At 70.9% G+C, this 25,952-nt stretch carries 15 protein-coding genes; 8 read left to right on the top strand and 7 right to left on the bottom strand.

Features of this window, described 5'->3' with window-relative positions; genetic code table 11:
* Positions 1-12: 12 nt before the first annotated feature.
* Positions 13-813 (top strand): SAM-dependent methyltransferase, encoded by an 801-nt coding sequence (locus CAP_RS25215; RefSeq protein WP_044245517.1) that lies wholly within the window; start codon positions 13-15, stop codon positions 811-813.
* Between the two features lie 4 nt (positions 814-817).
* Here CAP_RS25215 and CAP_RS25210 read toward each other — a convergent pair whose 3' ends face one another.
* Positions 818-1,627 (bottom strand): hypothetical protein, encoded by an 810-nt coding sequence (locus CAP_RS25210; RefSeq protein ID WP_044245515.1) that lies wholly within the window; start codon positions 1,625-1,627, stop codon positions 818-820.
* Between the two features lie 168 nt (positions 1,628-1,795).
* On the opposite strand from CAP_RS25210, the gene CAP_RS25205 reads away from it, so the two are divergent.
* The 7 genes from CAP_RS25205 (at position 1,796) to CAP_RS25180 (ending at position 9,986) form a co-directional block, all read left to right on the top strand.
* The gene (locus tag CAP_RS25205; protein WP_231511681.1) at positions 1,796-4,219 is read left to right on the top strand and encodes a TonB-dependent receptor plug domain-containing protein; all 2,424 of its coding nucleotides are present in this window, start codon (positions 1,796-1,798) and stop codon (positions 4,217-4,219) included.
* Between the two features lie 169 nt (positions 4,220-4,388).
* A complete protein-coding gene (locus CAP_RS25200; protein WP_044245514.1) occupies positions 4,389-5,387 on the top strand; it encodes a hypothetical protein in 999 nt (332 codons plus the stop codon).
* 136 nt (positions 5,388-5,523) lie between these two features.
* Positions 5,524-6,258: a hypothetical protein gene (locus CAP_RS45515; RefSeq protein ID WP_052375896.1), complete on the top strand. Its 735-nt coding sequence runs from the start codon at positions 5,524-5,526 to the stop codon at positions 6,256-6,258.
* A gap of 347 nt (positions 6,259-6,605) precedes the next feature.
* Positions 6,606-7,577, top strand: coding sequence for a hypothetical protein (locus tag CAP_RS25190; RefSeq protein ID WP_044245512.1), 972 nt, complete (start codon positions 6,606-6,608; stop codon positions 7,575-7,577).
* The gene (locus CAP_RS55110) at positions 7,574-7,705 is read left to right on the top strand and encodes a hypothetical protein (protein WP_269324615.1); all 132 of its coding nucleotides are present in this window, start codon (positions 7,574-7,576) and stop codon (positions 7,703-7,705) included. Before CAP_RS25190 ends, CAP_RS55110 begins: the two co-directional genes overlap by 4 nt.
* Before the next feature lie 155 nt (positions 7,706-7,860).
* On the top strand, positions 7,861-8,832 hold the full coding sequence (locus CAP_RS25185) for an alpha/beta fold hydrolase (protein ID WP_269324614.1): 972 nt from the start codon (positions 7,861-7,863) through the stop codon (positions 8,830-8,832).
* 128 nt (positions 8,833-8,960) lie between these two features.
* Positions 8,961-9,986, top strand: coding sequence for an aldo/keto reductase (locus CAP_RS25180; RefSeq protein WP_044245509.1), 1,026 nt, complete (start codon positions 8,961-8,963; stop codon positions 9,984-9,986).
* 431 nt (positions 9,987-10,417) lie between these two features.
* Here CAP_RS25180 and CAP_RS25175 read toward each other — a convergent pair whose 3' ends face one another.
* The 6 genes from CAP_RS25175 to CAP_RS50890 all read right to left on the bottom strand — a co-directional run bounded on the left by CAP_RS25175 (position 10,418) and on the right by CAP_RS50890 (position 25,829).
* Positions 10,418-11,503 (bottom strand): hypothetical protein, encoded by a 1,086-nt coding sequence (locus tag CAP_RS25175; protein WP_044245506.1) that lies wholly within the window; start codon positions 11,501-11,503, stop codon positions 10,418-10,420.
* Between the two features lie 61 nt (positions 11,504-11,564).
* On the bottom strand, positions 11,565-13,598 hold the full coding sequence (locus CAP_RS25170) for a hypothetical protein (protein ID WP_044245504.1): 2,034 nt from the start codon (positions 13,596-13,598) through the stop codon (positions 11,565-11,567).
* A gap of 4 nt (positions 13,599-13,602) precedes the next feature.
* Positions 13,603-18,264: a DUF6603 domain-containing protein gene (locus tag CAP_RS25165; protein WP_044245501.1), complete on the bottom strand. Its 4,662-nt coding sequence runs from the start codon at positions 18,262-18,264 to the stop codon at positions 13,603-13,605.
* Positions 18,265-18,286: 22 nt separating this feature from the next.
* Positions 18,287-21,064, bottom strand: a complete 2,778-nt coding sequence (locus CAP_RS25160; protein WP_156041130.1) for a LamG-like jellyroll fold domain-containing protein — start codon at positions 21,062-21,064, stop codon at positions 18,287-18,289.
* A gap of 70 nt (positions 21,065-21,134) precedes the next feature.
* A complete protein-coding gene (locus CAP_RS45510; RefSeq protein WP_052375894.1) occupies positions 21,135-25,349 on the bottom strand; it encodes a hypothetical protein in 4,215 nt (1,404 codons plus the stop codon).
* Between the two features lie 336 nt (positions 25,350-25,685).
* On the bottom strand, positions 25,686-25,829 hold the full coding sequence (locus CAP_RS50890; RefSeq protein WP_156041129.1) for a hypothetical protein: 144 nt from the start codon (positions 25,827-25,829) through the stop codon (positions 25,686-25,688).
* Positions 25,830-25,952: the final 123 nt, after the last annotated feature.

Raw genomic sequence — 25,952 nt, 5'->3', positions numbered from 1 at the left:
AAGGCCACCACCATGACGAGCTCCAGCCACCCCGTCGCGAACCCCCAGTTCCCCAACGCGGCGCGCCTCTACGACTACGTGCTCGGCGGCACCCGCAACTTCGAGCCCGACCGCCTCGCCGCCCAGCAGATGGCCAAGCTCCTGCCCTCCATGCCGAAGTGGATCCGCATGCTGCGGGCGAGCCTCCAGCAGTTCGCCGTCCGCCTCGCGGACGAGGGCTTCACCCACTTCATCGACTTCGGCTCCGGCCTCCCCACCGAAGATCACATCCACGCCTCGGCCCCGAACGCGCGCGTCATCTACTCCGACAAGGACCCCGACACCGTCGCCCAGGCCCACACCCTGCTCGCCGGCAACCCCAAGGTGCTCTACCTGCAGAGCGACGTGTTCGACGCCAAGACTATGCTCGCCTCCGAGGCCGTCCAGCAGTTTCTGGGCGGCGAGCGCCGCGTCGCCTTCGGCGCGAGCGGCCTCGCCGTGTTCATGTCCGAGGAGCAGCTCCGCACCTTCTGCCGCGACCTCTACGACTGGGCGGCGCCCGGCTCGAAGCTCTTCTTCACCTACGAGACCAAGGACCCCGCGAAGACCACCCCCGCCTGGGAGCAGTTCGTCGGCGCCTTCCACGCCATGGGCGAGCCCTTCCGCCTCTTCTCCCTGGAGGAGTACCTCGCCATGACGCCTCCCTGGACCGTCGACGCGCACGGCGCCATGCCCCTCGCCGAGTTCCTCGGCCACCCCGCGGACTACATGACCGACGCCGATCGCGAGGGCCTCGGCCTGGAGTTCTACGCCGTCATTCTTGAGAAGAAGTGACGCTTCAGATCTCGTCGCCGTGCTCGTAGACCAGCAGGCCGAGCATCCTCGCCACGATCACGGCCGGTAGCAGCGTCAGCATCGCCTGCAGAAACCCTGGCAAGAGCGGCACCCTCGCGAGCGCCTTCGCGGCGGCATCCCCGAGCAGGTCCAGGCCCACCCCGAGGCCACCCGTGACCACCACGAACCCCACGGTGAGCGTGTACGGCACCGGGATGGCGCGGATGATCTGCACCGCTGGCGCCGGGTTCAGCGGCCCCAGACATCCCGACCCGTGCGCCGCCACGATCAGGCCTGCCGGCAAGTAGACGACCCCCAGCAGCGCCCCCAGGCCCGTGAGCACGGGGTTCCTCGTCCCGAAGGCCAGCAGCACCGCCGGCAGCGCGGCGAGGAAGAGGGTGATCAGGTAGCGTCCGAGCGGCGCAAGGAACCCCGCGAAGTCGCTCACGTCCTCCAGGGCGACAGTGAGTTCCTCCTCACCCGCGCTGCTGGCCCGCAGCACGCCGAACAGGTAGCTCACCTGCACCACTGCGGCGAACACCCCGCCCGCAACCGGCACCAGCGCCAGGAGCGCCGCCAGGATCACCGTGGCCGCCATGCTCCCGAGGATCGCGGGGCGGAATGCGTACCCGAACGCCGAGGCGAGCACCCGCACGAAGGGCCGCTCGGTCCTGTCCGCCGCGGTGGCGCGCAGCGTACGGTGACAGGTCGAGCACACCGCGACGAAGCCGTTGCCCGAGCGGATCTCCTCGGCCTGCGTGCCCGGGATCTCCCGCTGGCAGGTGTCGCACCAGTACGTGGCGTCGATGCTCATGTCGGCCCTGCCCCCTTCTGAACCGAGGCCTTTTGCCCCATCCCTATCGGACTCCGTTCACACGCCTGGCACCATCAGGGAAATTTGCCCTGAAGCGCCCACCCGCTGCTCTCTCTGGAGCGTCGCACATCCTTGAAGTTCCCACGTTCCCGGGAGAAGGTGGGGTTCGTGATCACCACGCAGCGCGGGGGGGTTTTCAGGAACCTGCGCGGACGTGTCTTGCTCCCCGCGCTCGTGCACGCCGGCACTGCGGCCCTCGCCGCCCTCGCCGCCACGTGCATCGCGCCTCCACCGGTGCTCGCGCAGCCAGCGCAGCCAGCGCGGCCTCCCGCCGGTGCCGCGGAGCCCGTGACCCCACCCAAGCTCGACCCAATGCCGGAGGTCGCCTACCCCGAGGGCGCCCAGGGCGACGCCGAGGTGTTCCTGGTGCTCGTCGTCGATCGCGACGGCAGCGTGCGCTCCGTGGACGTCGAGCGCGGCGAGGAGCCCTTCGCCTCCACCGCGAAGCGCGCCGCGTCGGCGTTCAAGTTCATCCCTGGCACCCGCAAGGGCGAGCCAGTCCTCGCGCGCATCCGCTTCTCCATCGGCTTCAAGGCCCCGGTCCCCGTCGAGGAGCCCCCACCCGACGATCCCGCCGCAGCCACGCCGCCGGCAGGCACCCCCTCCGCGGGTGCTCCCGGGGCTGGCACTGCCCCCGGCGCCGCGGGCAAACCCGCCGCCAGCACGCGCCCCACCACCGGAGCCGCAGGCCAGAAACCTGGCGCGTCGGGCGGCAGCATCTCTGCGGTGGAGGATGCTGCGCTCGAGGTCATGGTGCGCGCCGAGAAGCCGCCTCCTTCGGCGCGGAGCCTGTCCCGCGCCGAGGTCCGCCAGCTCCCTGGCGCGTTCGGCGATCCCTTCCGCGCCATCGAGGCCCTCCCGGGCGTCACCCCCATCGTCTCTGGCCTGCCGTACTTCTACGTGCGCGGCGCGCCTCCCGGGAACATCGGCTACTACCTCGACGGCGTCCGCGTCCCCTACCTCTTCCACGCCGCCGCCGGCCCCTCCGTCATCCATCCTGGCCTCGTCGAGCGCGTCGACCTCTACTCCGGCGGCTATCCCTCCCGCTTCGGCCGCTTCTCGGGCGCCATCGTCGCCGCCGAGACCACCGCGCCGAGCCCCGACTTCCACGGCGAGGGCAACTTCCGCCTCGTCGACGTGGGCGCCCTCGTCGAGGCCCCCTTCGCCGAGGGCCGCGGCACCGCGCTCGTCTCCGCGCGCTACTCGTACACCGCGCTCGTCATCTCGCTCATCTCCCCCGAGCTCGCGCTCGACTACCGCGACTACCAGGCCCGCCTGAGCTACGCCCTCACCCCCCGCGACAGGCTCACCCTCTTCGCCTTCGGCTCCTACGATCTCCTCGCCCAGACCACGAACGACATCGAGACCGTCCTCTTCGGCTCCGAGTTCTACCGCGTCGACGCCCGCTACGACCGCTCCCTCGCGAACGACGGCCGCCTCCGGCTCGCCGCGACCTGGGGCTACGACCAGACCCGGGTCGCCGATCAGCGCAACGCGCGCGACATCCTCGGCGGCACCCGCGTCGAGCTGACCCAGCCCGTGAACGAGAACCTCACCGTGCGCGCCGGCCTCGACATCCTCTTCGACGGCTACGAGGCCGACCAGGCCGCCTACGGCGACCGCGAGGACCCCGACGTCGCCGCCTACAACCGCCTCTTCCCCTCCCGCACCGACGCCGTCGCCACCGCCTGGGCCGACATGGTCTGGCAGCTCGACCCCCGCCTGCAGATCACCCCCGGGGTGCGCACGGACATCTTCCACTCCGGCGGCGCCTACGAGGTGGGCGTCGACCCCAGGCTCCAGGTGCGCGCCGACGTGACCAGGTGGCTGCGCTTCCTGCACGCGCTCGGGCTCTCCCACCAGCCCCCGTCGTTCATCGTGCCCGTGCCCGGCCTCGCCATCGGCAACCTCCGCGACGGTCTGCAGCGCTCCCTGCAAGCCTCGGCAGGCGTGGAGGTGGATCTCCCCGCGCGCATCACCGCGAGCCTGACGCTGTTCAACAGCATCTTCCTGAACATGAGCGACACCGCCGGCATCCAGCCGCCGGGCAACGATCAGAACCAGGTGCCCCGCAGCCTGGGCCAGTCACGGGGGCTGGAACTCTACGTGCGCCGGAACCTGACCCAGCACCTCGGCGGGTTCCTGTCCTACACGCTGTCCCGCTCGACGCGCACGCTCGGCAACTACACCTTCCCGTTCGCCTTCGACCGGACGCACGTGTTGAACGCCGCCCTCTCCTACGATCTCGGCCGCGGCTGGCGCGCCGGCGGTCGCTTCGCGTTCTACACGGGCGTGCCCAACCTCGACCCCCCCGGCAGCCTCCCCGACGCGCTGCGTCTCCTCAACCCCTCGCGCGAGCCGAGCTTCTACCGCATCGACGCCCGGGTCGAGAAGAAGTGGACCTTCGGCGAGAAGACCTGGCTCTCCTTCGTCATCGAGTGCCTCAACGCCACCGCCAACAAGGAGTCCGTCAACGGCGAAGAGATCGGCCCCGTCACCATCCCCAGCATCGGCCTGGAGGGCGGCTTTTAATTGCAGGGGCCTGGCGGCCCCTACGCTCCCGATGGTCGCTACCCCCGTGGCTTCGCATGAACACAGCGCCAGAGGACCTGGGAGAACGCAGTTCGGTGAACAGGCAGCCGCACCATCCCTGATGACGCCCGCACCACGCCACGTCATGATCCCTGCACCGAGGACGACCATGCCCGCACCCGAAGTACCCTCTGCATCGTTCGCCTCCCGCTTTGACCGCCAGGCCTCCCTGCGCGCGGGCCTCCTGCTCGCCCTCGCCGCCTCGCCCCTGGCGACGGGCTGCCTGCCCGGGGACACGCGCCCCGTGCCGGAGAGCTTCTACGTGACGGCAGAGCCGAGCCAGGCCGTGACCGAGGGGTTCACCACGGGCGACGGCTGGTCGATCACCTTCGACCGCCTGGTCGCGGGCGTCGGCAACATCGACTTCGACTGGGAAGACGAGTCCTGCCTGACTTACGCCGAGGCCCGCTACGACCGCCTCTTCGACTTCACCGTCGCCGGCCGCGAGAAGATCGGCACCGCCTACGGCATGGGCACCTGCCGGGTGGAGTTCCAGCTCCGCTCCCCCTCCATCGACACGCTCCTCGGCCCCGGCGTGAGCCAGGACGACGTGACCCGGATGCGCACCCCCGGCTCCGACTTCTTCGCCACCGACGAGGACGTGAGCGTGGAGGTCACCGGCTCCGCCACGCGCGATGGCGTGACCAAGCGCTTCGACTGGCAGTTCCGGAAATCCTACGAGATGACGGACTGCGAGGCGGAGGGCGGTGGCTTCATGACCACCGTGGAGCTGACCGAGGCCGCGGAGAGCGAGATGCGCCTCGAGGTGCGCGGCGAGGAGCTGTTTCGCGTCGCCGATTCCCCGGACGCCGACTTCCACTTCCAGCCCCTCGCCGACGCCGACACCGTCGGCAACGGCGACGGGACGGTGACGCTGGAGGAGCTGGCCGGGGCTGATCGCATCGGCGAGGGCGTGCTCGGCGAGGGCGAGACCCCCGAAGAAGGCACCGTCGGCGGCGTCACCGAGGACCCCGGCGGCGGCATCCTCCCCCCCACGAACCCTGCCACCAACACCCTCGTCGGCCTCGTCTACGAGACCCTCCTGCCCCGCGTCCTCCGCCCCATGGACGCGCTCTCCTGCGACGTCGAGGACCGCAGCCGCCGCTGATCCGCGGCCTCCCGACGTCGCCTCCACACATCCGTGTTCCTTTTCGCCGAGAAGCGGCGACACTTGGCGGGTGTGCGTCCCCCTCCGAGCACCGGCGCTCGGGAACCTCCCGGGGAGACGCAGGAAACGAGGTCGAATGTCTTCGAGGCAGACCGGATGGCGCGCCCTCGCGCCGCGCGCTGCCGTGCCGCTCGGCGCGGTGGCGCTCGCGGTGCTCGGCACCTCCTGCGAGGGCCCGCTCCCCACCTACCCCGTCCCCGGCACCCTGCTGCGCCTCCTGCCGGAGGTCTCTGACATCCCCGCGGCCGGAGGCCCGGTCTTCGTGCTCGTGGAGCTGGAGCAGCCCCAGGAGGCGACGCAGCCCGTCATCGTCTACGCGCGCGCCCAGGGCGCCGAGGCCGAGATGCTGCCCGGGCCGGTGCTGTGCCCGGCGCCCTCCGCGAATGGCGACCTGGTGCTGCCCGACCTGGCGCTCATCAAGCCCCTCCCCGAGCGCAACATCCGGCAGACGGGCTTCCTGGTCGACGTCCCCGCCGGCGAGGCGGACGTGCAGCTCGTGGCCACGGTCTACACCCACGAGGACGACGTCGCGTCGTGCGCCCCCACGCAGACTCGGCTCCTCGCCACGGGCACGGCCCGGATCGCGCGTGCGGGCGTCGACGCGGGAGGCGCGGGAGGCGCGGGAGGCGCGGGAGGTGCAGCAGGCAGCGGCGGCGGCGGCGGTAGCGGCGGCGGCGGCAGCGGCGGCGGCGAGGAAGGCCAGGGCGGCAGCGGCGGCGTGGGTGGCGAGGGCACGGGGAGCAGCGCGCAGGGCGGCGCCGGTCAGGGCGGCAGCGGGCAAGGCGGCGACGGCAACGGAGGTGGAACATGACGATGCAGGGATGGATGCGACGTGACGCAGGGCGCCAGGCGACGGGCGCCTTCGCGGTAAAGGGCCTCCTCGTCACCGCCTCGCTGCTGACCACCGCGCTCGCCGGGGCCGCGGACGGGGCGGCGGCGCCGCCTGCACTCCCCGCGCAGCCCGCGCAGCCCGCGCAGCCCGCGCAGCCCGCGCAAACCGCGCAACCCGCACTACCTGCGCAACCCGCGCAACCCGCGCAACCCGCGCAAACCGCGCAAACCGCACTACCTGCGCAACCCGCGCAACCCGCGCAACCCGCGCAGCCCGCGCAACCCGCGCAGCCCGCGCAGCCCGCGCAGCCCGCGCAGCGGAAAGGCGTGGCCCCGAGCGTCTCCGCCGCGTGCAGCGCCTTCACGGGCGACGACCGGCGCTGGTGCCTCGCCTTCCAGGGTGGCGTCGAGGCGGCGGGCCTCCAGGCGGAGTACGCCTCGGAGGCGGCCTTCTCCACCTGGCTGAAGAGCCCGCAGCACCTCACCCGGCGCGGCGACGACCTCTACGTGCTCTTCTTCGCCGACGACCAGCCGGTCATGCCGCTCCCCCAGATCGACGAGGACGACAAGGTGATCCTCGTGGTCGTGCCCTCCAGCGCCGACAAGACCATCCAGGAGCTGCGGCTCACCGTGTGCAGCGCAGCCGATCCGGTGCGGGTGGGCGGCAGCGCCATCGTGCCCGGGGCGATCCCCAAGGCGCTGAAGGGCGACGAGCCCGACTACGCGCTGCGCATCGTCAAGGGCTGCAGCGCCGACGGCGGCCTCAAGGCCGTGCTCCGCCAGGAGGGCCGGGAGGAGAGCAAGGACATCAGCGTGAGCACCCTGCCCCTCCACCGCTTCACCATCGGGCTCGGGCTCATCTACGACTTCAGCCGCGACGTCACCTACCGCGCGGCCTCCGTGAAGGGCGAGAGCGTGGCCGTCATCGTGCGCGACGAGGCCCGCGTCGGCGTCGCGCCCCCCGTGCCGTTCGTCACCTTCCGCTTCGTGCCCGTGGACATGCGGCGCACCCGGAGGTTCTCCGAGATGTGGGGCCTCTCGCTCGGCTTCTCCCTCGTCGAGCCCCTCGACCACCTCTACCCCGGCATCCTCTTCGAGCCCCTGCCGGGCTTCGGCCTCGTCGGCGGCTTCCACCTCCAGACCGAGCCCACCCTCGCCGGCGGCTACAAGGAAGGCGACCGCTTCTCCGGCGGCGAGGTCCCCGTCGACGAGCGCTGGGCAGCGCCGAGCGTGCCCCTCTTCGTCGGCCTCAACGTGGATGCCGCCCTCTTCACCCGGGTGCTGCAGGCCCTCCAGTGACCCAGCCACCGACCGTCGCCGTGGTGCGCATCAGCCTGGCCCAACCGACGCACCAGGCCGATTTCGACACCAGCACACCAGCGAACCAGCGCACCAGCGATCGAAGCCGCAACGCGCGCACCGCGTGAACGCGCCTTCGCAGCCCGTGCAGAACTCCAGCCACGCCGGGCACGCGAAGCGATCTTCGCGGCTTTCCCGCAGTGACAACGGCATCGCCTTCGTGTCGAAGCCGTGACGAATTCTGGACGGTGCCGTCGCTTCCATGCGACCTCTGTCAGTGCCCATGTCGATCATCTGCCGCGGCAACACCCGACCTTTTTGCGGGGGGGACCTGCACTGGGAAGAGTGGACCGGACCTCAGCCCCACGGCGGAGGCGAACGGCGCCCGCTGGTGCTGGTGCACGGCCTGACCGACTCGTGCCGGACCTGGAACCTCGTGGCCCCCGCGCTCTCGGCGGGGCGGCGGGTGTTCGCCATCGATCTGCCGGGCCACGGGCGCTCCTCGCGCCCTGACGCCTCCTACGACGCCGCCTGGTACGCGCGCGTCGTCGCCGGCTGGGTCGACACCCTGGGCCTCGACGAGTTCGACCTGGTGGGCCACTCGCTCGGCGGCGGCATCGCCATGCGCCTGCTCCTGGAGCTCCCTGGCCGGGTGCAGCGCCTCGCGCTCCTCGCCGCTGGCGGCCTCGGGGTGGAGGTGGCGCTCCCCCTGCGCCTCGCCGCCGCGACGGGCTTCCTCGACCTCGCCGCGCCACTCCTGATGGGCGTCGGCACCCGCGCCGGGATGATGGTGCTCGGCGGCAACTTCAACGCCTCCGAGCGCCGGCACCTGGCGCGCATCAACGCCAAGCCCGGCACCGGCCGCGCCCTGGCCCGCACGCTGCGGAGCACGGTGGACCTCAAGGGCCAGCTCGAGCACTTCCTCGACCACGCCCACCGCCTCGGCCAGCTCCCTCCCCTCGCCATCTACTGGGGCGAGCGCGACCCGGTGATCCCGGCGCGCCACGCCCAGGAAGTGACCCGCTACCTGGAGGGCGTGCGCGTGCGCCGCTTCGCCTCCGCCGGCCACTACCCGCACCGCGAGGCCGCCACCGAGCTGGTCCCGGAGCTGCTCCGCTTCCTGGAGGAGCCGCAGCCCACCCCGCGCATCCGCCCCGGCACCCGCGCGCCTCGCGCCGCCTTGCCCGAGCGCCCCCGCCTCGCCGCCGCCCCCTTCGCCGCCCCCCTCGCCCGCAAGATCGCCGGCCTCGTTTAGCGCGCCGACGCCATCGAGCCCCGCGCCGCACCCGGCGTATGCTCGCGTGCGTCCGGGGGGCGCGTCTTCTCGCGTGTGCCGGGCACGGGACGCCCCGCGGACGCCCCGCGGACACATGAGGACACGCCATGCAGTACACACGGCTGGGCAATTCGGGTCTGGTGGTTTCTCGGCTGGCCTTCGGCGCCATGACGTTCGGCGCCGGCAAGGTCCCGGCGGTCTACAAGGTCGACGAGGCCACTGCCCGCGCCATGGTGGACCGCGCGCTCGACGCGGGCGTGAACTTCTTCGACACCGCCGACGTCTACAACGAGGGCGCGTCGGAGCGGATGCTCGGCCAGATCCTCGGCGCGCGCCGCAAGGACGTGGTGATCGCCACCAAGGTGGGCATGCGCATGGGCGAGGGCCTCGCCCACACCGGCCTCTCGCGCCGCCACATCCTCGCCTCGGTCGAGGGGAGCCTGGAGAGGCTCGGCACCGACTACATCGACCTCTACCTCGTCCACCGCTTCGACCCGCACACGCCCATCGAGGAGACGCTCGACGCGCTCGACCAGATCGTGCGCCGGGGCCTGGTGCGCTACGTGGGCTACTCGAACTGGGCAGCGTGGCAGTCTGCCAAGGCCGTGGGCCTGCAGGAGCGGCACGGGCAGGCCCGCTTCGTGGCGGCGCAGATGTACTACTCGCTCGTGTGCCGCGACCTGGAGCACGAGGTGCTCCCGTTCGCGCAAGACGCCGGCATCGGCACCATGATCTGGAGCCCGCTCGCGGGCGGCTTCCTCTCCGGCAAGTACACGCGCGAGAACCTGAAGGACGCCGACAACCGGCTCTCGGGCTTCGATGTCCTGCAGCACGACAAGGAGGAGGGCTTCCGCCTGGTGGACGCGATGCGCCCCATCGCCGAGGCGCACCGCGCCACCGTGGCCCAGGTGGCCCTCGCGTGGCTCCTGACCAGGCCGGGCGTGAGCACGCTGGTGGTGGGCGCGAGCAAGCTCCACCAGCTCGACGACAACCTCGGCGCCGTCGAGGTGGCGCTGACCGCCGAGGACATCCAGAAGCTCGACGCCCTGAGCCCGCATACGAGCTACTACCCGCAGTGGTTCACCGCGATGGTCCGCGATGGCGCCGTGGACAAGGCGCTCGGCCTCGCCTGACCCGGCTTCTTCCACGCGCGCGCCACCTCGCCCACCAGCACCAGGTCTGCCGGGAAGAGCACGCCTCTCGCTCGTCGGCTACGTCGCGCCCGTCCCTTGGCATTGAATGACCCACCCCTGTCGCCGATAGTACGGACGCCGCCGGAGCACGGGCGGGGGGTGACGCCAGTCTTCGCCGTCCGCATACCGGCCGCCCTCGCCCTCTTGCACGGTCCGGTATCCCTCGGGGCAAACCCGTTTGGCCTCGTCGAAGCAATGCGTGGGGCTCTCCTCGCACCCGATCACGTACTGGCCTCGGACAGGCGTCGAGGCGCTCGATGCCGGCGCGGGCATGGGACGCGAGGTAACCGGGGCCCCACTGCAAGCTCCGAGGAGCACGGCCAGGAGGAGCAGGAACAGGGGGTCAAAGCGTGACCGATGCTGCCGTGCCATCACGTGGGCTTCAGGGGTTGCGGAGCGGGGCCCTCGGTCACGTGGCCCAGCAACTTGAAGAACTGAATGAAGGTGCTGCGTGATGCCGTCTTGCGGAGGATTTCCTCGTTATAGTCGACGAGCGTCGCGGCCTTGGCGCGCGCCGGATCGGCGACCCTCGCACCGCTCCCGAGCCGCATCAGCGTCGCCGGACCGCTCTTCTGACCTGAGCCGTCTGAGGCGCTGACGGTGTAGGTGTTCTGGAAGAGTTCATAGCCGAAGCGGCAGATCCCGATCACCTCCCTTCCCGTGACGGTGGGCCTCTCGAACGCCTCGTCCCACAGGGTGCTCCACTGCAAGGGCGACGCGAACTGGATCTCACCCTGCTGATGGATGCCACCAAGGAGCCAGGCATCGTTCGCGAGGAGGGTCCACTTCGTCGAGTTCAGCACGGCGCCCACTTGCTGATTCGTGCCCAGGATCTGGCTCTTCATCTCCTCGTTCAACGATAGAAAGTTGGCCCTCAAGTCGGGATCGATGCCGGGAAAATCCTCCGTCGACTCGACGAACTTGTCCGTACTGATCGTCAGCTTGCCAATGGAGAGCTGCGCGATTGCGGCAGCTTGATCTCTCCCGAACGTGGCGGCATCGAAGGCATAGACGGCGTCGAGCTGCTTCGCCACGCTCATGCCATTGGCCTTGACGACGGCGTTCACGGCGGCGGTCACGTCCGTTCCGCCTCTCACGCGCGTCATCGCAGCGAGCTTGGCGTCGACTGCGGCAAGCTTCGCCAGGAGCCCTGGGCGCGCGCTCTCGGTGTCCCTGGTCAGCGCGCGGATCTCCTGCTGTACCAGGTCGCGCGCCGTATTCAGCTCTTTCTCCACCAGCGCGGGCGCGAAGAGATCGAGGCTCGGGGACGCTGCCCTGACCAGTCGCCCCACGATGGTCACGCCCGAGCTCTTATCCTTCTTCGCGAGGCTGTAGATCTCGTAGGCCGTGGTGATGTCGTCGTCGGACAACGTCCCATTGTAGTAGCCGCTGTCGATGCAGGACTGGACGTCCTGCCGAAACCTCGCCTCGTCCTCGCCTGTCGCGTTCACCGTCATCGATTCCTCCTGGTGAATGGCCGCGGCCCTGTCCTCGTCCTCGCTGGAGCCTCCAGCACGCTCAGTCCTCGCGCGCGATCAGGAAGCGCACCCGCGGTGCGCCTTCGAGCATCTGCAGGCCGAACATCGCCGGCGCGATGGGGGTGTCCAGGCCGAGTGCAGGGGCCTTCGCGGCGATGCTGGCCACGAGCGCGTCGACGTCGACGACGCGTGAGGCTTCCTCGCCGCGCCACGGGATCGCGTCGAGCTTCACCTGCGTCTCCTCGCCGTCACCCCTGCGCAGCCGCTTGCTCAGGAGGCTCGTCTCCGGATCGACCAGGAGCCCCGCGTGGACGACCTCTGGCGGCAGATGAAACACGACGACGTCCACGGCGGCAGAGAACAGGCACAGGAGCACGCTGGGGGAGAGCCTGTCCATGCGCAGCAGCGTGGCCCGTGCCTCGTCCGGGAACGTCCGATCGGGGTCTCCCACCTCGCCGCCCGCGAGGCAGTAGCCGTCCACGGTCATCGCCGGGAACCCCGCCACGACCGCCGAGCGCAGCAGGAACCCGCTCACCGGGCGCCCGGCGCCGCTGCTCAGGCGCTCGATTTCCTCCTGGGCTTGTTGCGCCGCGGAGGCAGACGCCGGTCCCCCGAGGCTCAGCGCCCCGGCGAAGAGGCAGGCGATCCAGCGGGCGTCGATCTGGAAGAAGCGGATGGACTCGATGGGCAACAGGCGCTCGTCAGGGACGAGGTAGTCGAACGGGATCCCCTGGAGCAAGCGCGCGCCCTCCAGCCACGTGGAGGCGGCGGCGGGCAGCGAGGGCGTGAGGGCGGCGGCGGGCGAGGTGGGGAGGTGGGCTTCGACGAGCGCGGCGCCCGCATGGGTGAACCGCGCGTGCGCGTGCTTCCAGCGGTAGAGCGCCACCGACATCACGCCGCTGTCGAGCGCGAGCAGCCGGCCCAGTTCCCAGGCTGCCGCGTAGGATACGTCGAACATCCCGTGGTCCTCGTGGTAGCGGACCAGGGCGTCCGCGAGCTTCACCGAGGCGATCGCCGCCACGTCCGCGGGCGCGTCGCGCAGAGGCGTGAGCGGGCCGTGGTACCAGGACACGGTCCGCTCCCCCGCCCGGAGCAGGTGGGAACAGGGCACGTAGCCGCGCCGCAGCAGGGCCTCTGCGGCGCGGGCAGACGCCTGCTGCAGGTTCGCCGCGTCCTTCCCGGCGGGTGCCGACTGCGCCGCGGGAGGCGGCGGCAACCGCAGCGTGCTCGGCTCCTTGTCGAGGTGCACCAGGAGACCCATGAAGCTGGCCTTGGGCGTCACGCACGCGAAACGCCAGCTCGCCAGGCTCACGAGCCGGATGGCCCCGTCGCTCCCCGCCCCCGTGTCGAAGACGAACGCCTCCGCCCCCGTGCGCCGGACGTACCGCTCCTCCACCGACACCAGGTGCGCCACGCTCACGCCGCTCGGCGACGGGAGCCGGCTCCCCAGCACCACCGCGCGCTCGCTGCCCACGAGCGCCCCGCCCGCGTCGACTTGCCGGCGCACGTGGGCGAGGTAGCGCAGCGCCTCGATGCTGGGAACGAGGCGCTCGAAGAGGCTCCGCGCCACCTCGATCACCGTGACCTGATCCTCGGCCTCCTGCCCGGGCTCCCGCGCGACCCCGGGCCAGCCGTCCGTCGCCTCCTGGAGCTCTGCCAGCGTGCACAGCTTCGGCTCTGGCTTCTCGGCCTCGTCGAACACGAGCAACGCCAGCCATGGCGCCGCGGGCACCTCCTCGATCGGCGCATCACGCGCGGCGATCCGCTCCCAGGGCAGGGTGGTGCGGTTCAGGATCACGTGCGGCAGGACGGTGCCGTGGTCGCCGATGCTCCCGGCGGGCGGGAAGACCGCGTGGATGGCGTCGGGGGTGAGGCGGAACCGCTCCCCTTGCACCGCGAAGCGCTGGCTCGTGGAGAACTGCTCCCCGGCAGGGATGCCGTCCGCCGCGATCGCCTGGGTCACCTCGATGCGGTAGACACCGCTCTTCAGGGACGGCGCGTGGTAGTCCGCGAACTGGAGATCCGCGGAGGTGGAGGCGGCGCTCTGGGGTGGGGTGCTCTTCGTCGGGTCCATGGCGCTACTCGCTTGCGATCAGGCCGCGCTGCGGCGCAGTCATCAGGGCGTTTGCGGTCCGGGCGCTCACGTCGATCCCCACGTCCTGGGGACGCAGACCGAGGGCGCGCAGCATCGCGTCCCTGGACGCGACGGTGGCCGCCGAGGTGAGGTCCTCGCCGAGCCTCTGGAGCGGCCGTTCGTGGGTCTCGCGCGGGTCGGCCGCGAACCCCGCGCCGGGGCAGGCAGCGACGACGCTGACGTCGCTGGTCTCGAACGTCAGGTGCTCGCGCGCGATGGCGTGGGTCGCGCTGGCTCCTGGCGGATTCGCCGGCCGGATCTGGAAGCCGGTCACCGCGTCGTCGACGAAGGCCTGCCCGTTGACCTCCGGCTTCTGGGCCTCGCCGGCCGTCGTGGCCCCAGCCCACAGGGCGGCGGGCACCCGCTTGCGCACGGGCGCGATCTGGAACGCTGCGGTGGCGTCGACCTCCACGTCCTCTTCGTAGGTGACGACGATGGTGTGCGTGCTGGTCACGCTCCCCGAGACCAGCCCCATGGGACCGATGCCGATCGGCGGGGCACCGAGCGCGCTCTCGCCGCCGACCGCCGTGCACGCGGCCTGGGTCACCGGGATCACCGAGCTGGTCACCAGCAAGAGGTCCTTGGGATTGATGATCCACAGGGCCTCCTGAGGCGTCCCCGCCCCCTTGCTGCCTTGCCCGTCTTCCTCGCGGCTTCGCGGGTCGTGCGGGTCGTGCGGGTCTTCCTCGCCGCCCTGGGCGGCATCGCTGGAGGCGTCGCTGGGCGGGCTCACGACCTGCACCAACCCCCCTTGCACCGCGACCCCGCAGACCGTGGGCTTCGAGGCCTCGTCATGGGGCAAGAACGACCCCTTGAACGTGGCCCACGGGACGGGCGGAATGCGCGACCTCCCGCTCCCGAACGAGACGGTGATGTGGATCAGGCCGAGGTGCACCCGCGCCTCGCCGGAGAAATCGGGCCCCCAGATGGAGAGGTCGGCACCGACGTCGATGCTGATGCAGATCGTGCCGATGAGCGGGATGTGCAGCGAGAGAGACGCCCCGACGTCGATGTAGAGGCTCGCCTCGTAATGGTAGGGCTTCCACGCCAGCAAGAAGTCCGCGCCGGCGTCGAACCAGGCCTTGAGCACGCCGCTCTCCCAGGTGGCCGACAGGTGCGCGCCGGCCATGAGCGCGTGCGACGCCAGGGCGAAGTAGGCGTCTCCCTTCACGCAGAGCTCGCTGCTGATCTGCCAGTTGAAGCCCAGCCTGGGCACCGTGGGGTAGTGGGAGGGCGCCTTGAAGTGCGGGTGATAGCCGCCCACCGTGAGCACGAAGTCGCCGCTGTGCTCCCCCGCGAACCACGTGTAGAAGGCGAAGCCCCCGGTGAGGTGGCAATCGCGCGAGAACACGAACGACGCGGAGGTCAGCTCGGCGAGCACCGCCAGGATCCCCTCGGCGGGCGCGAAGGTCACCTTGAGGACCATCTGGATCTCGGCGATGGGCGTGGTGCTGTCGCCCCCCTCGTCCGGGGACGGGATGAGCGCCGTGGAGATCCCCAGCGCGTCGATCTCGAACTGCTGCCCGAAGCTCACCGCGATCAGCGCGAACGAGTCCACCTGCTTGAACGAGGTGAAGCGGACCCCGACGGCGAAGAAGTACTCGCCGATCTGCGGCGGGAGGTACGCCCGCAAGGACGCGATCTTGTCCTGCAGCACGTCGCGCGAGGACGCGCCGCTGGGGGAGGTGGCGCGGACTCCCTGCACCGCCTCGGCCACCAGGGGAAAGCTGGCCACGCCGTCGATGGAGGGCATCTTCAGGGCGCGGTTGAAGCCGAAGCCCGCGGCGAGCCCGGTGATGAAGAAGAACGGCGTGCCCCCGAGGGGATAGTCGAGCACCGCGTACAGGAACAGCGAGGCGTGCCCGTTCAGGCGCGCGTAGGAGCCGATCGCCGAGAGTGAGAGCTTGGTGGTGCGCAGGACGGCCAGGCCGTCGTACTCGTCGCACGGCCCCTCGGGCGTCTCGACGGACAGGTGCGCCAGGTAGCCGCCAATCTCCACCGGGTCCTTTTTGAAGTCGATGCCCACGCCGCGCAGGTCGAAGGTCGGGGCGAAGCGCTCGGCCTTCAGGTCCGCGAGCGCGACCGAGGCCGTCAGCCCTTCGAGGGAGAGGTCCAGCCCCGCGGCAGTCAGGCCGGCATCGAGCAGGAACGACAGCTCGCCGCTCGCATAGCGCACCCCGACCTGCGCCACGTGCAGGGGACCGAACGCCTTCTGCACCGAGCACCAGGTCACGCCATCGCTGCTCGGCGTCGTGCCCACCGCTGCCTTGTCCGCCTCGTCCGCGGAGGGCGCGGCGGGCGCGGCGGGCGCGGGCCCCTCGCTCTCCGCGGCAGACGTGGAGGCGCCACCCTCGCTGGCAGCCGCCTCTCCGGGCGCCTCGTGGTCCACGAGGCCGCGCTCATCCAGCCCGACCGGCAGGCGCAGATCGATCGCCTCGTCGCCGATCTGGAGGTGGGTCTTCAAGGTCAGCCCCTGGGTGAGCGCGCCGTCCGGCAGCGTGAACCCACCCGAGGGAACCAGCGCGCGCAGCCGCGCCACGTCTTCCGCGGCGAACGCCTTCGACGCGAAGAGCGGCTGGAAGCTCAGGCGCAGCGTCTGCGCCGCGGGCAGCACCTTGCTCACGAGCGGCAGGCCGGCGAGATCGATGCCTCCGCCGAGATCGGCGCCCACCACGAAGCGCACCCCCGTGCCCTCCGCCTCGGTCTCCCGGGCGGCGCCACCCGCGCCGTCGACCGCGACGATCGCATCCTTGACCGTGAAGCTCAGGCGGTCTCCGAGGCCGGGATCCTCGCCGCACATCGCCGCGATCAGCTTGCCGAGGTTCACCTGGCGATCGGTGAGGTCCTGGTAGCTGGCCACGAAGCGGTCGCTCCCGGCCTCCTGGTCGAACGCCAGATCGAACTCCAGGCCCTCGACCGTGATGGTGCCGCGGAACGACCTCTGCGACGTCGGCTTCACGTCGATCACCAGGGAGAGATCGACCTCGCCCTTGCCGTCGCGGATCAGGTCGAAGCTGGCCTTGGCGCTGAACGAGAACGCCCGGGTCGCGGTGTTGAACGCGACGTGCAGCTCGCTCAAGGTGAGGCTCTGGAGCGCAGGGGGAAGGGTCGCGTCGATCCCGAACACCTCGACCAGGTGCGCGATCAGCGCCCCGATCGGGACGGTCTCGCCGCTGCCGGTACCGCCCTCGAACTGCCATCCTCCCTCGGCGTCGCCGTGCGCGGCCGAGACGTCGAGGTCCACGTTGCCGACGCGCAGGCTCCCGGAGAGCGACGTGGAGGTCTTCCGCGCCTCCGTGGTGATGTCGAGCGTCAGGCCCGTGAGCGCGAGGCCGGCGACCACCTCCCAGTCGCCCGCGGCCCTGATGGCGAAGGCGTAGTCGCCCGCGGAAGGCTGCGCCTGGTAGCGGAGCGTGTCGACCAGCAAGGTGTGCGGCAGGCCGTGCGCCGCGCCGAGGAGCTGCCCCAGGATCGGCGTCAGGTCGATCGCGCTCCCCACCACGAGCCCGCCCTCGATCCGGAAGTCGGGCAGCGTCGCGAAGGCCCCGAGCTCCACCCCGGCGAGGCGCACCTTGCCCCCGACGCTGGCGCGGGGCTCGAAGCCCGTGGGGCCCTTGCGCAGGGCGAGATCGAAGCCGACGTCCTCGACGACGAGGATCCCGTCCACCACCGTCCACGGCGCGGTGGTCTCCAGGGAGACCGCGACGCCCGTGAGCGCCAGGGCCTTCAGATCCACGTCGAAGCTGCCCCCGCGCAGCGCGAGCCCGGTCGTCGGGCGGTGCTCCTGGGGGAGGAGCCGCTCCACGTCCTCGCCCTGGAACCAGGAGGCGATGTCCGCCAGATCCAGGCTGAGCCCCTCGCCAGGATCCAGGGCCAGGTGGAGGGGCCCGAGCGTCTCCGGCACCGTGGCCTTGAGCTGCACCTCCACCGGCTTGCCACCCTGGCGAAACGCGACGGTGCCCACGAGCATGGAGAGCGCCGTGACGGTGAGCATCGGCGGATCCTCCTCGTTGGGGCATACGATCAGCTCGTGCTCCAGGCCCACCCCCACCGACAGGCTCTCGCTGACCTTCAGCGTGAACGACGTGGCCGTGGCGAGCTGCGCCATCGACGGCACGTGCGCGTCGTCGAGGGAGAGCGGACCGGAGAGCGTCAGCGGATGCTGCCCGAGGAGGAGCGGCGTGAGCGCCGCGAGCACGCCGGGGAGCGTCACCTCGGTGAGCAGGAGCGGCCGGCGGCCCGTCGCGTCCGGCTCCGAGCACAGCGTGAGCTGGGCCTTGGAGAGATCTGTGCTGTCGTGCTGCATCCGGGTGCGCCAGGCCTCGGGCAGCGGCCCGCACAGCGCGACCTGAGCCTGGCCCTGGCTCACGTAGAACCGCGCCGAGGCCGTGAGCGTCACCCCGAGCAGGTCCAGTGTGCCTGTCACCTGCACGGCGTCATCGGCAGCCGCGCTCGTGACCTGAACGCCGCGGAGCGTGAGCGCTCCTCCCTCGAAGTAGGCGTCGAGCAGCCCGGTGATGTCCGCCGAGCCGAGGCTCGTGGCGGACACGGTGACGCCCCCGTCCACGGGCTTGATCGCGTCGCGAATCGTCTGGATCGTCGTCATGATCGCGGCCCCCCCACCAGGTTCAGACCTCGACGTCGTCGACAGCCACCCAGGCGAGGACCTTGAACTGAGGCGCCACCTTCGTCGCTGCCTGAGAGATCGCCGGAAAATGCTGCAGGAGGGCGCGAATGTCGTCCGCCACCGAAGGAACCGCGGAGATCCAGACGTACCGGTCCGCGATCAGGTACAGCGGCCCACGCGGCACGCCTTGGCTGTCCACGGGCCCACCCACGAACGGGGGGACCTGAAACGAGGGGAGGCCGTCGATTTTGCAGAGCACGACGACGTGCACTGGCACGAAGCCGAGATCGAAGCGGATCGGGGTGGATCCGCTCAGATCGAGAGTTCGCCACTCACTGACGTAGTTGGGGGCGAGCGGTTCACCCAGGCGCTTGCCTTTCAAGATCTTGGGATCGACCTTGGTCATCGGACTGTAAAGGGAGCCGTTCCTCCCACCGGGAAGTCCCTGGGCCGTCAAGGGCTCGGCCACCACACGCTGGTTCGAGCGCCAGTGGTAGGTGGTCTGACCGCGGAGCCAGACGATGACGGCACTGGTGGACAAGTCGAAGCCGTAGTTGGCGACGGAGGGCCAGCGCTCCCACGACAGCTCGACGTCAAAGAACAACTCTCCTCGCCCGCGGAAGGTGCTGATGAACCACCCTGTCTCCGCGGGATCCCCTGTGCTCGGGAACGGCGCGTACTCTTTGACGTTCATGGTGATGATCTGGAGCTCGAAAGGACCGTCGCTCCCGTTCGGGTCGTCGAAGAAGACGGGATAGAACGTGTCGGCCTGTCCTTCGAGCTTGAACGTGGAGACCATCGGCTTCGCGTCGATCGCGTTCGTCGACAGGATGCCCTCCCTGGTCACGCGCAGCACGTCGGCGCTGGCGCTATTCGTGATCTGCAGGGCCTCGGTCCCCCCCGAGGGCCCCACGAGGAAGGAGAACCCCCGGAGGCCAATGCCCAGGCTCTGGCCCTGCGCGTCGCAAGGGAAAGACATGGGCGATTTCTCCACCGGCAGGCTGAACGACCCGTCCCAGTATCCCGGCACGTTCTCGTAGCGCAGCGTAATGCTGGCCATCCCGAGCGGCAGCGAGGACAGGATCGCGTCGAGCTGGATCTTGATCGCCGCGTCCGCGCTCAAGTTGCGCCGGCTCTGAGGCTGCAGCGTCCACGTGGGCGATGGACCGCTGGTCTCCGGAGTGATGGTCCAGGTCTCACCGATCACGGTGACGATCATCGTCGCCAGCTCCGAGGCCCGCGCCAGCGCCCACGGCCTGCTCCCAGGGGCGCCGTCGGGCTCGGTCTCCGCGCTGAGCACAAGCTTCGACGTCGGATCGAGCACCACGTCGCGCTGCAGGGCGCTGGTCAGGAGCAGCGTCACCGTGCTCTTCGTCCCTTGCAGGATCTTGTTCGGGCCGAGCGTGCAGGCGCGAAAGGGGACGGCCTTCTGGCCGCTGTGGTTCACGATGCTCAGGGCATGGGTGCGCGTCTCCTCGATCTCGCCCCCGCCGGTGGCCTCGTACGACAGGTGCCGGGTGGTCAGCGCGACGCGGGTGCCGCGCGCTCCGCCCAGGGCCGAGGCGGCCACGTCGAGCAGGGTCACGGCCAGCGTGTCTCCAGCGCCGAGCACCCCCGGGGTCTTCCAGCGCAGGTACAGCACGTCCGCGTCGCGGGTCGCGCCGAAGCCCAGGGCCCAGGCGTCGGCCTCGCGCACCTGCTGCTGGTTGCGCTTGCTCTCCGCCAGGACCCCCTTGCGGAAGCGCAGCGCCACGTGGTGCGCCTCGTCGGTCGCCGCGGTGCCGTCGAGCGCCTCGACGTAGATCGGCCTGCCCGAGGTATTGGTCAGCTCCAGGTTCAGCACCGCCTCCGGAGAGGCGACGCTGTCCTCGATGTACAGGACGGGCGCCTCGTTGCCGTCGGAGAGGGTGAAATCGACGGGGTGCGCCTCGCGGAAAGGCACCACCTTGTCGGCCTCGATGACCTGCCAGATCTCGCGCAGGCGAAGGGCCCGGTCGTAGATCCGGACCCCGGCGATGCGGCCCGCCCAGCACGCGCCGGCGCAGCCGACGGCATAGTCCGTCCCCGGGGCGGTGAAGTACGCCGCCGGAGCAGGGATCTCCTCGTCGGGTGTCATCGGCCGGGCGTCGCGGTAGATCCGGTAGCTCTCGCCCTGCTTGACCCAGGTGACGTGGACCCAGTCGTCCCCCTGGAAGAAGCCCGACACCGTGCCGCGGTGGGACGCATAGCCGCCCGAGGCGTCTGCGGCGCGATCGTACGCGTCGTAGACGAGCGCATCGCCTCGCCGCTCCAGAGAGGGATTGCGCCCGGCGGTCGCCTTCGGGTGGACGGCGCCGGGAGACGCGCTGGCGGGGGCCATGGCGCCGGGAGACGCGCTGGCGGGGGCCATGGCGCCGGGAGACGCGCTGGCGGGGGCCATGCTGCCGGGCGCCGAGAGGTTCGCGTGGCTTCCCGGGAGCCCGGCGGGGACCGGCGAGGGCTTCTCGCCGAGGACGCCTTGCGCGGTGTCATCACCGCCCACCGCCTCCGGCTTCAACCACAGGCAGAGGGTGAAGTCGTTGCCGCTCCCGAACGGGTCCTTCACCGCGACATAGCCGTCCTTGCCGCCGAGCTGAAGGCAGCGGCCGAAGGTGGCATCGTGGACGAGCGTCACCTCGCTGCCCTGGAGGGTGCCGTGGTTGCCGCTCGTCGAGGCGTCCTGCACGACGCGGGTGCCGTCGCGCGCGACGACCGCATCGAGCTTCAGGTGGAGCGTCAGGCCGCTGGTGATGGTGCTCATGGACATGACCTTTCGTGGCGCCAGAGAAGCGTCGGTAGGGCCGGGGAGCGCTGGATGAGGCCTCGCGGGCTCACCCTCGCTGCTCCGTGCCCCGCACCTGTTGCGGCGTGTCGGCGGCGCGCAGCTTGAGCCAGCCCTCGCGGATCTCCGCGGGGCCGGTGAAGCGCGGCGTCGTCTGCGTGGGCGTGATGCGGGCGCGGTCGAGCAGGTCCTCGACCTTCAGCGTGCGATCGACGGGAGGTGGCGTGCCGGCCGCGCCGCCCGCGCCGCCCTCGGCAGCCTCGCCCTCCTCGGCAGCCCCGCCGCTCTCGGGCTCGTCTTCCAGGGTGGCCACCTTGCGCTGGTCGCTTGGAACGATGCGGGCCCTCAGGGGATCGCTCGCGCCGTCCGCGCCCACGATCCAGCCCCTGTCCAGGAGGCGCTTCCACAGGTCTCCCCCCTCGTCTCCGAAGGCGGCGAGGACCTCCTGCCGGGTGATCACCCCGTCCGTCCCGCGCTCCGTCCACCCCTGCGCTTCGCGCGCGATCCATGACCACGCGTAGCCCGGCTCGTCGGGGAGCGAGATCCGTACCTTCCCCGGGTCCCCGAGGATGGGCGTCGACAGGAAGGTGACCTCGATCGCGCGCAGGGCGGGGAGGAACTGGTCGGGCGGGATGTCGATCACCTTGGTGGGGGTGATGCCCGTGGTGGCGTGCACCGTGCCGCGCGGGTCTACCAGCAAGGTCACCGTCTGCGGGGCATCCACGAGCGACGCGGTGAGTTCCATCACCTGCGTGCTCCCTGGCGCGCGCAGCACGATGTGCGGGTGCGCCGGCGCCTTGCCGTCGGGCCCGGCGGGGAGGTCCACCTGCGGCGTGTAGAAGGCATCGCCCGCGAAGCCGGCGCCGCTCTCCACCCAGTATCCCACCACGCCGTCATTGAGCTGCTGGTGCTCACCGAGGCGCACGGGGAAGCGCACCCGCTCGAAGCCGAAGGTCTCGCGGGCGGTGCGGCGCATGTCCCTCCGGAACACGCTCCAGCCCTGGTGCACGGCCGGCGGCCCTTGCAGCTCGAAGCCGACCGAGGCCCGCACCACGGCCAGGGGGCGACCCATGAGGAGGGCCGGGGCCTGGTGGTGGGCCGCGGCATCCGGCGCCATGTGGTCGAGCGCGCTGGCGACGACGGCGAGGAAGGTCTCCAGGAACGTCGTGGCCTCGCCCGCGGCGAGGCTCGCGCACTGCTGCGCATGGAGCCAGCGCACCGCCTGCCGCAGGTGGGCGTTGTCGATGCCGGAGACGGTCACCTGGGCGTCGCTGCCCGGCGCCGTGCGCCAGGGCTCCTCGGGGCTCAGGGTGAGCGATCCGAGCGCCTTGCCGTCCTGATCGTGGACCATCAGGCTCTGGTCGAGGACGTTCGGGACCAGCCAGCCGCAGATGGGGTTCGTCGCGGGGTGATCGTTCATCTCGACGGACCCGTCCCTCGCCGAGAGCCAGCGCAGGGAGAGGCGCGTCGGCTGCACGACCCGTGGCGGCAGCACCACCGGGTACGGGTACTCGGGCGCGCCGTCCGCGCCGTCCGCGCCGTCCGCGCCGTCCGCGCCGTCCGCGCCGTCCGCGCCCCGAGGCTCGAGCGGCTTCGAGGTGGTGATCTCGTCCCAGGACAGCTTCCGGACTTGCCCGAAGCTATCCACAAGCCGCAGATCGAGCAGATCGAGCGCGCCGGCGCGGATGGGGTTGAAGTCGTCGAGCGGCTGGGGCGCCACGCGGTTCTCCCGGCCCACGGCCGTGCGCACCTGGGACACGAAGGGCACCTCGTCCGCAAAAGCCAGCGGATCGTCCACGGCGAGCTGGAAGGTCTGCCGGTGCATCTGCAGGGCATCGTTGAAGCCGCTCAGCGCCTGCGCAAGGCAGGGGGTGCGCTGGAGCTGCTCCCGCGCAACCGACACCGTGACGTGCTGGAAGAGGGTCTTCAGCGCGACGAGTTCGGCGCGGCGCGCGCCGACGGTGCTGATGTCGCCCGGGGGCACGCCCTGCAGCTCCGCCCGCAGCGCCGCGACGGTGTCGAGGTACAGGGTGAGGAACGTCGCCAGGCGTGCCGGATCCGTGGTCCCCCCGAGTGCCGTGACGACCGGCACACTGCGCGCCTCCAGCCGTGCGAACGGCTTCCCGGGGTCCTTCTGGAGGTCGTCCAGGATCCCGCTCAGGCGCTTCTCCTCGGCTGCCAGGGCGTCTTCCATCCTCAACCCGGCGTGGGGCGTGAGCAGGCTCGACCCCGCGTAGACGTTGGCCCCCTTGAAGAAGTCCACGGCGCGGGGCGCGAGGTCCGAGGCGTCCGCGCCGAGGGCATAGTTCCGCTGGATGTACGCCGCCGGATAGCCGCTGCCGTACCGCAAGCCGCCCTGCTTCGGCTGGGCCGGGAAGTACTCGACCCTCCACTCCAGGAGCAGCGGGTTCCACGGGCGCCCCTGGAGCGTGCGGAACGCGGGGGCGTCACTTGCCGCACTGGCCGCGAGCGCGTCGATCTCCGCCTGCATGGGGTCCACGCTCCCGACGAGCAGCGCGTCCAGCACGCTGCCGTCGACGCTGTGGCACCCGAGCAGCGAGGCCGCGTCGCCCTGGACCTGGCGCGGCGCGGAGGCCTGACCTCGGGTGGACCGCGCGTCGTCGCCGGCGAGCAGCACCACCGGCTCGCGGGGCTGCCAGAAGCGGGGCGCCGTGGTCTGTGAGAGGACGAGGGGCAGCTTGCTCGCGGTGAGCCGATCGAGGAGCTGCTTCAGCGCGGCGGCGAGCTGCCCGGCGAGGGACTCGGCGCCGCCGTTGCCCGCGGTGGCGTCGACGACGGTCCGCATCCCTGGCGTCTCGGCGAAGGAGAGCGTCAGCGCCCCGATCGTGGCCTCCTGGGCTGCGATCGGGAGGAGGTCTTGCCGTTCGATGTAATCGCGGATCTCGTCGGCCTCCGGGAGCGCCTCCTGGCTGCCTTCCGGCGGGTGGGCGCAGAGCAGGTACTTGTACCAGTCCGCGAAGAGCTGCCGCCGCCTGGTGGTGAGCGCCTCGCGGGCGCGATCGTACTGCTGCTGAAGGACGTTCACCCTGGAGAGCTGGCCCGCGAGGTCCTCGGGCAGGGTCACCTGGCCCGCGGTGGCGCTGGAGCCGCCCCCGCTACCCGCCTTGGAGCGCGGCACCACCCGCCACAGGTTCCCTCCGGAGACCGCCAGGAACGACCTCTCGTGGCGCGCCTCCCGGAACACGGCCCCGGCATCGGCGCCGCGCTGGACGAGCTTCGCCGTGAGCTGCGCGGCCTCCAAGCTGTGCTCGATGTGGTCCTTCAAGCTGCACCGGGTAGGCTCGTCGATGCCGGCCATGGCCTTCGTGAGATCGCGGGCCAGCCGGGCTGACAGCGCTTCGACAGGGCTGTTGCCCACGCTGATCGCGGGCGCCCCTCCGGCGGCCTTGCCCTCGCCAGCGGACAATGAAAGCCGCGCGTAGAGGACGGTCCGCTCCGGCACGGTATCGGCGCCCGTGTCCCAGCCGAACTGCTCGCGCAGGAGCGCGCGCAGTTCCTCCGTGGTGGCGTTCTTGCCGTCACCGGCGCGGGCGCGGAGTTGCTGCAGGCAATCGTCGCCAGGCGTTCGGTACCAGCCGAGCACCTCGTAGCGTAGGCCGTCCACTGGTCCGGGCGCCTCGTCGAAGAACCCGAAGACGCTGCGGCAGCTCGGGTAGAACGCGGCGAACGCGGGGTCGCCGTAACCGATGGCCGTGAGCTTCGGCAGGTACTCGTCCGCAGCCCTCGCCGCACGGGCCGCGTCGTCGTCCCGCTGCTCATCGAGCCACACGTGCAGGGGGAGCTTGCGGCCGAGATACCGAAAGGGAGGGCCCTGCTGCGTCTGCCGCGCGACGGGATAGGCCACGCAGTCCGCGGCTCCTGGGTGCCCTTCGGGGTAGAGGTAATTGCTCTCCACCACCCATTGCTCCTCCACCCGAAACCCAGCCCCGGAGCTACGCGCGCGGGTGATCAGCCACCGGTCGGGGACCGCCGGGAAATCCATGGCAGCGCCGCTGGCAACGCCGCGGTTCAGAGCCTCGGGCATCACCCAGTGCAGGTGAACGCCGGCGCGGAGGCGCAGGCCCTGATCCTCGAAGGGGCGCGCGACGATCTCCTCGCTGAGGCAGGGAACATCCGGGTTGATGTCGCGCTCACCATCAAAATACGGGACCCGGGTGAAGTCGACCCGTGGCGCGACGACCGCCTCATCCACGGTCAGATGAAGCGCATCCAGGCACATGGGAACCAGCAGGGCCGTCGCCATCGGGGCCTTCTCCAGGGTCAGCGAGAGAGGTGTCCCTCGCGCCGTCACGGCGTCTCGTCATCGTGTGGTCGCGCGCTGCTCGGCGAACGCACAGACCCCCCCTGCGTCATGCAGTAGCCACTACTTCCTGGAGCAGTGAATGCAATCGAGCGCAGAGAGAAGAGCCAATGGTTTCTCGGAGAGAAATCCATTCACACAGAAGTCACATTCCCCCCGTCCTTCCGCCCTCTTTCCGAGAGGGTCCGGACGGTATCCTGCGTCCCAGCGCACAGTCAATGTCTATCGCTCCGGCTCGTCCAATGCCTTTGGTGCGTGAAACGCCATCATTTTCCAATCTCAAAGCGCTTTGGTGGCTTGGCCTTGCCTCTCATTTGCAAACAACGTCACGTCAGCCCGTTCCTCGACGACGACCACGCCGACGCCGCTGACGCGCTCGACGGTGACGATTCCTGCGCGGCGAATCCCGTCCACGGTGCTCATCGAGAGTGCGTTGTCCGACGGATGCGCGGTCCGACCGGCACCCCCACCACTTCGACTGGCATCCCTGCCGCTCCGACCGGCACCCCTGCCGCTCCGACCGGCACCCCTGCCGCTCCGACCGGC

Source organism: Chondromyces apiculatus DSM 436 (assembly GCF_000601485.1).
Classification (GTDB): Bacteria; Myxococcota_A; Polyangia; order Polyangiales; family Polyangiaceae; genus Chondromyces; species Chondromyces apiculatus.
The sequence above is the reverse complement of the archived record's forward strand: the minus strand, read 5'-3'. Positions and strand labels throughout refer to the sequence as shown.

Bases quoted from the DNA above. Each gene is read 5' to 3' on its own strand.
- CAP_RS25180 (WP_044245509.1), top strand. From the start codon at position 8,961: ATGCAGTACACACGGCTGGGCAATTCGGGTCTGGTGGTTTCTCGGCTG.
- CAP_RS50890 (WP_156041129.1), bottom strand. From the start codon at position 25,829: ATGAGCACCGTGGACGGGATTCGCCGCGCAGGAATCGTCACCGTCGAG.
- CAP_RS25160 (WP_156041130.1), bottom strand. From the start codon at position 21,064: ATGAGCACCATCACCAGCGGCCTGACGCTCCACCTGAAGCTCGATGCG.
- CAP_RS25185 (WP_269324614.1), top strand. From the start codon at position 7,861: ATGTCGATCATCTGCCGCGGCAACACCCGACCTTTTTGCGGGGGGGAC.
- CAP_RS45510 (WP_052375894.1), bottom strand. From the start codon at position 25,349: ATGGCGACGGCCCTGCTGGTTCCCATGTGCCTGGATGCGCTTCATCTG.
- CAP_RS25170 (WP_044245504.1), bottom strand. From the start codon at position 13,598: ATGGACCCGACGAAGAGCACCCCACCCCAGAGCGCCGCCTCCACCTCC.
- CAP_RS25165 (WP_044245501.1), bottom strand. From the start codon at position 18,264: ATGACGACGATCCAGACGATTCGCGACGCGATCAAGCCCGTGGACGGG.
- CAP_RS25215 (WP_044245517.1), top strand. From the start codon at position 13: ATGACGAGCTCCAGCCACCCCGTCGCGAACCCCCAGTTCCCCAACGCG.
- CAP_RS25175 (WP_044245506.1), bottom strand. From the start codon at position 11,503: ATGACGGTGAACGCGACAGGCGAGGACGAGGCGAGGTTTCGGCAGGAC.
- CAP_RS25210 (WP_044245515.1), bottom strand. From the start codon at position 1,627: ATGAGCATCGACGCCACGTACTGGTGCGACACCTGCCAGCGGGAGATC.
- CAP_RS45515 (WP_052375896.1), top strand. From the start codon at position 5,524: ATGTCTTCGAGGCAGACCGGATGGCGCGCCCTCGCGCCGCGCGCTGCC.
- CAP_RS25200 (WP_044245514.1), top strand. From the start codon at position 4,389: ATGCCCGCACCCGAAGTACCCTCTGCATCGTTCGCCTCCCGCTTTGAC.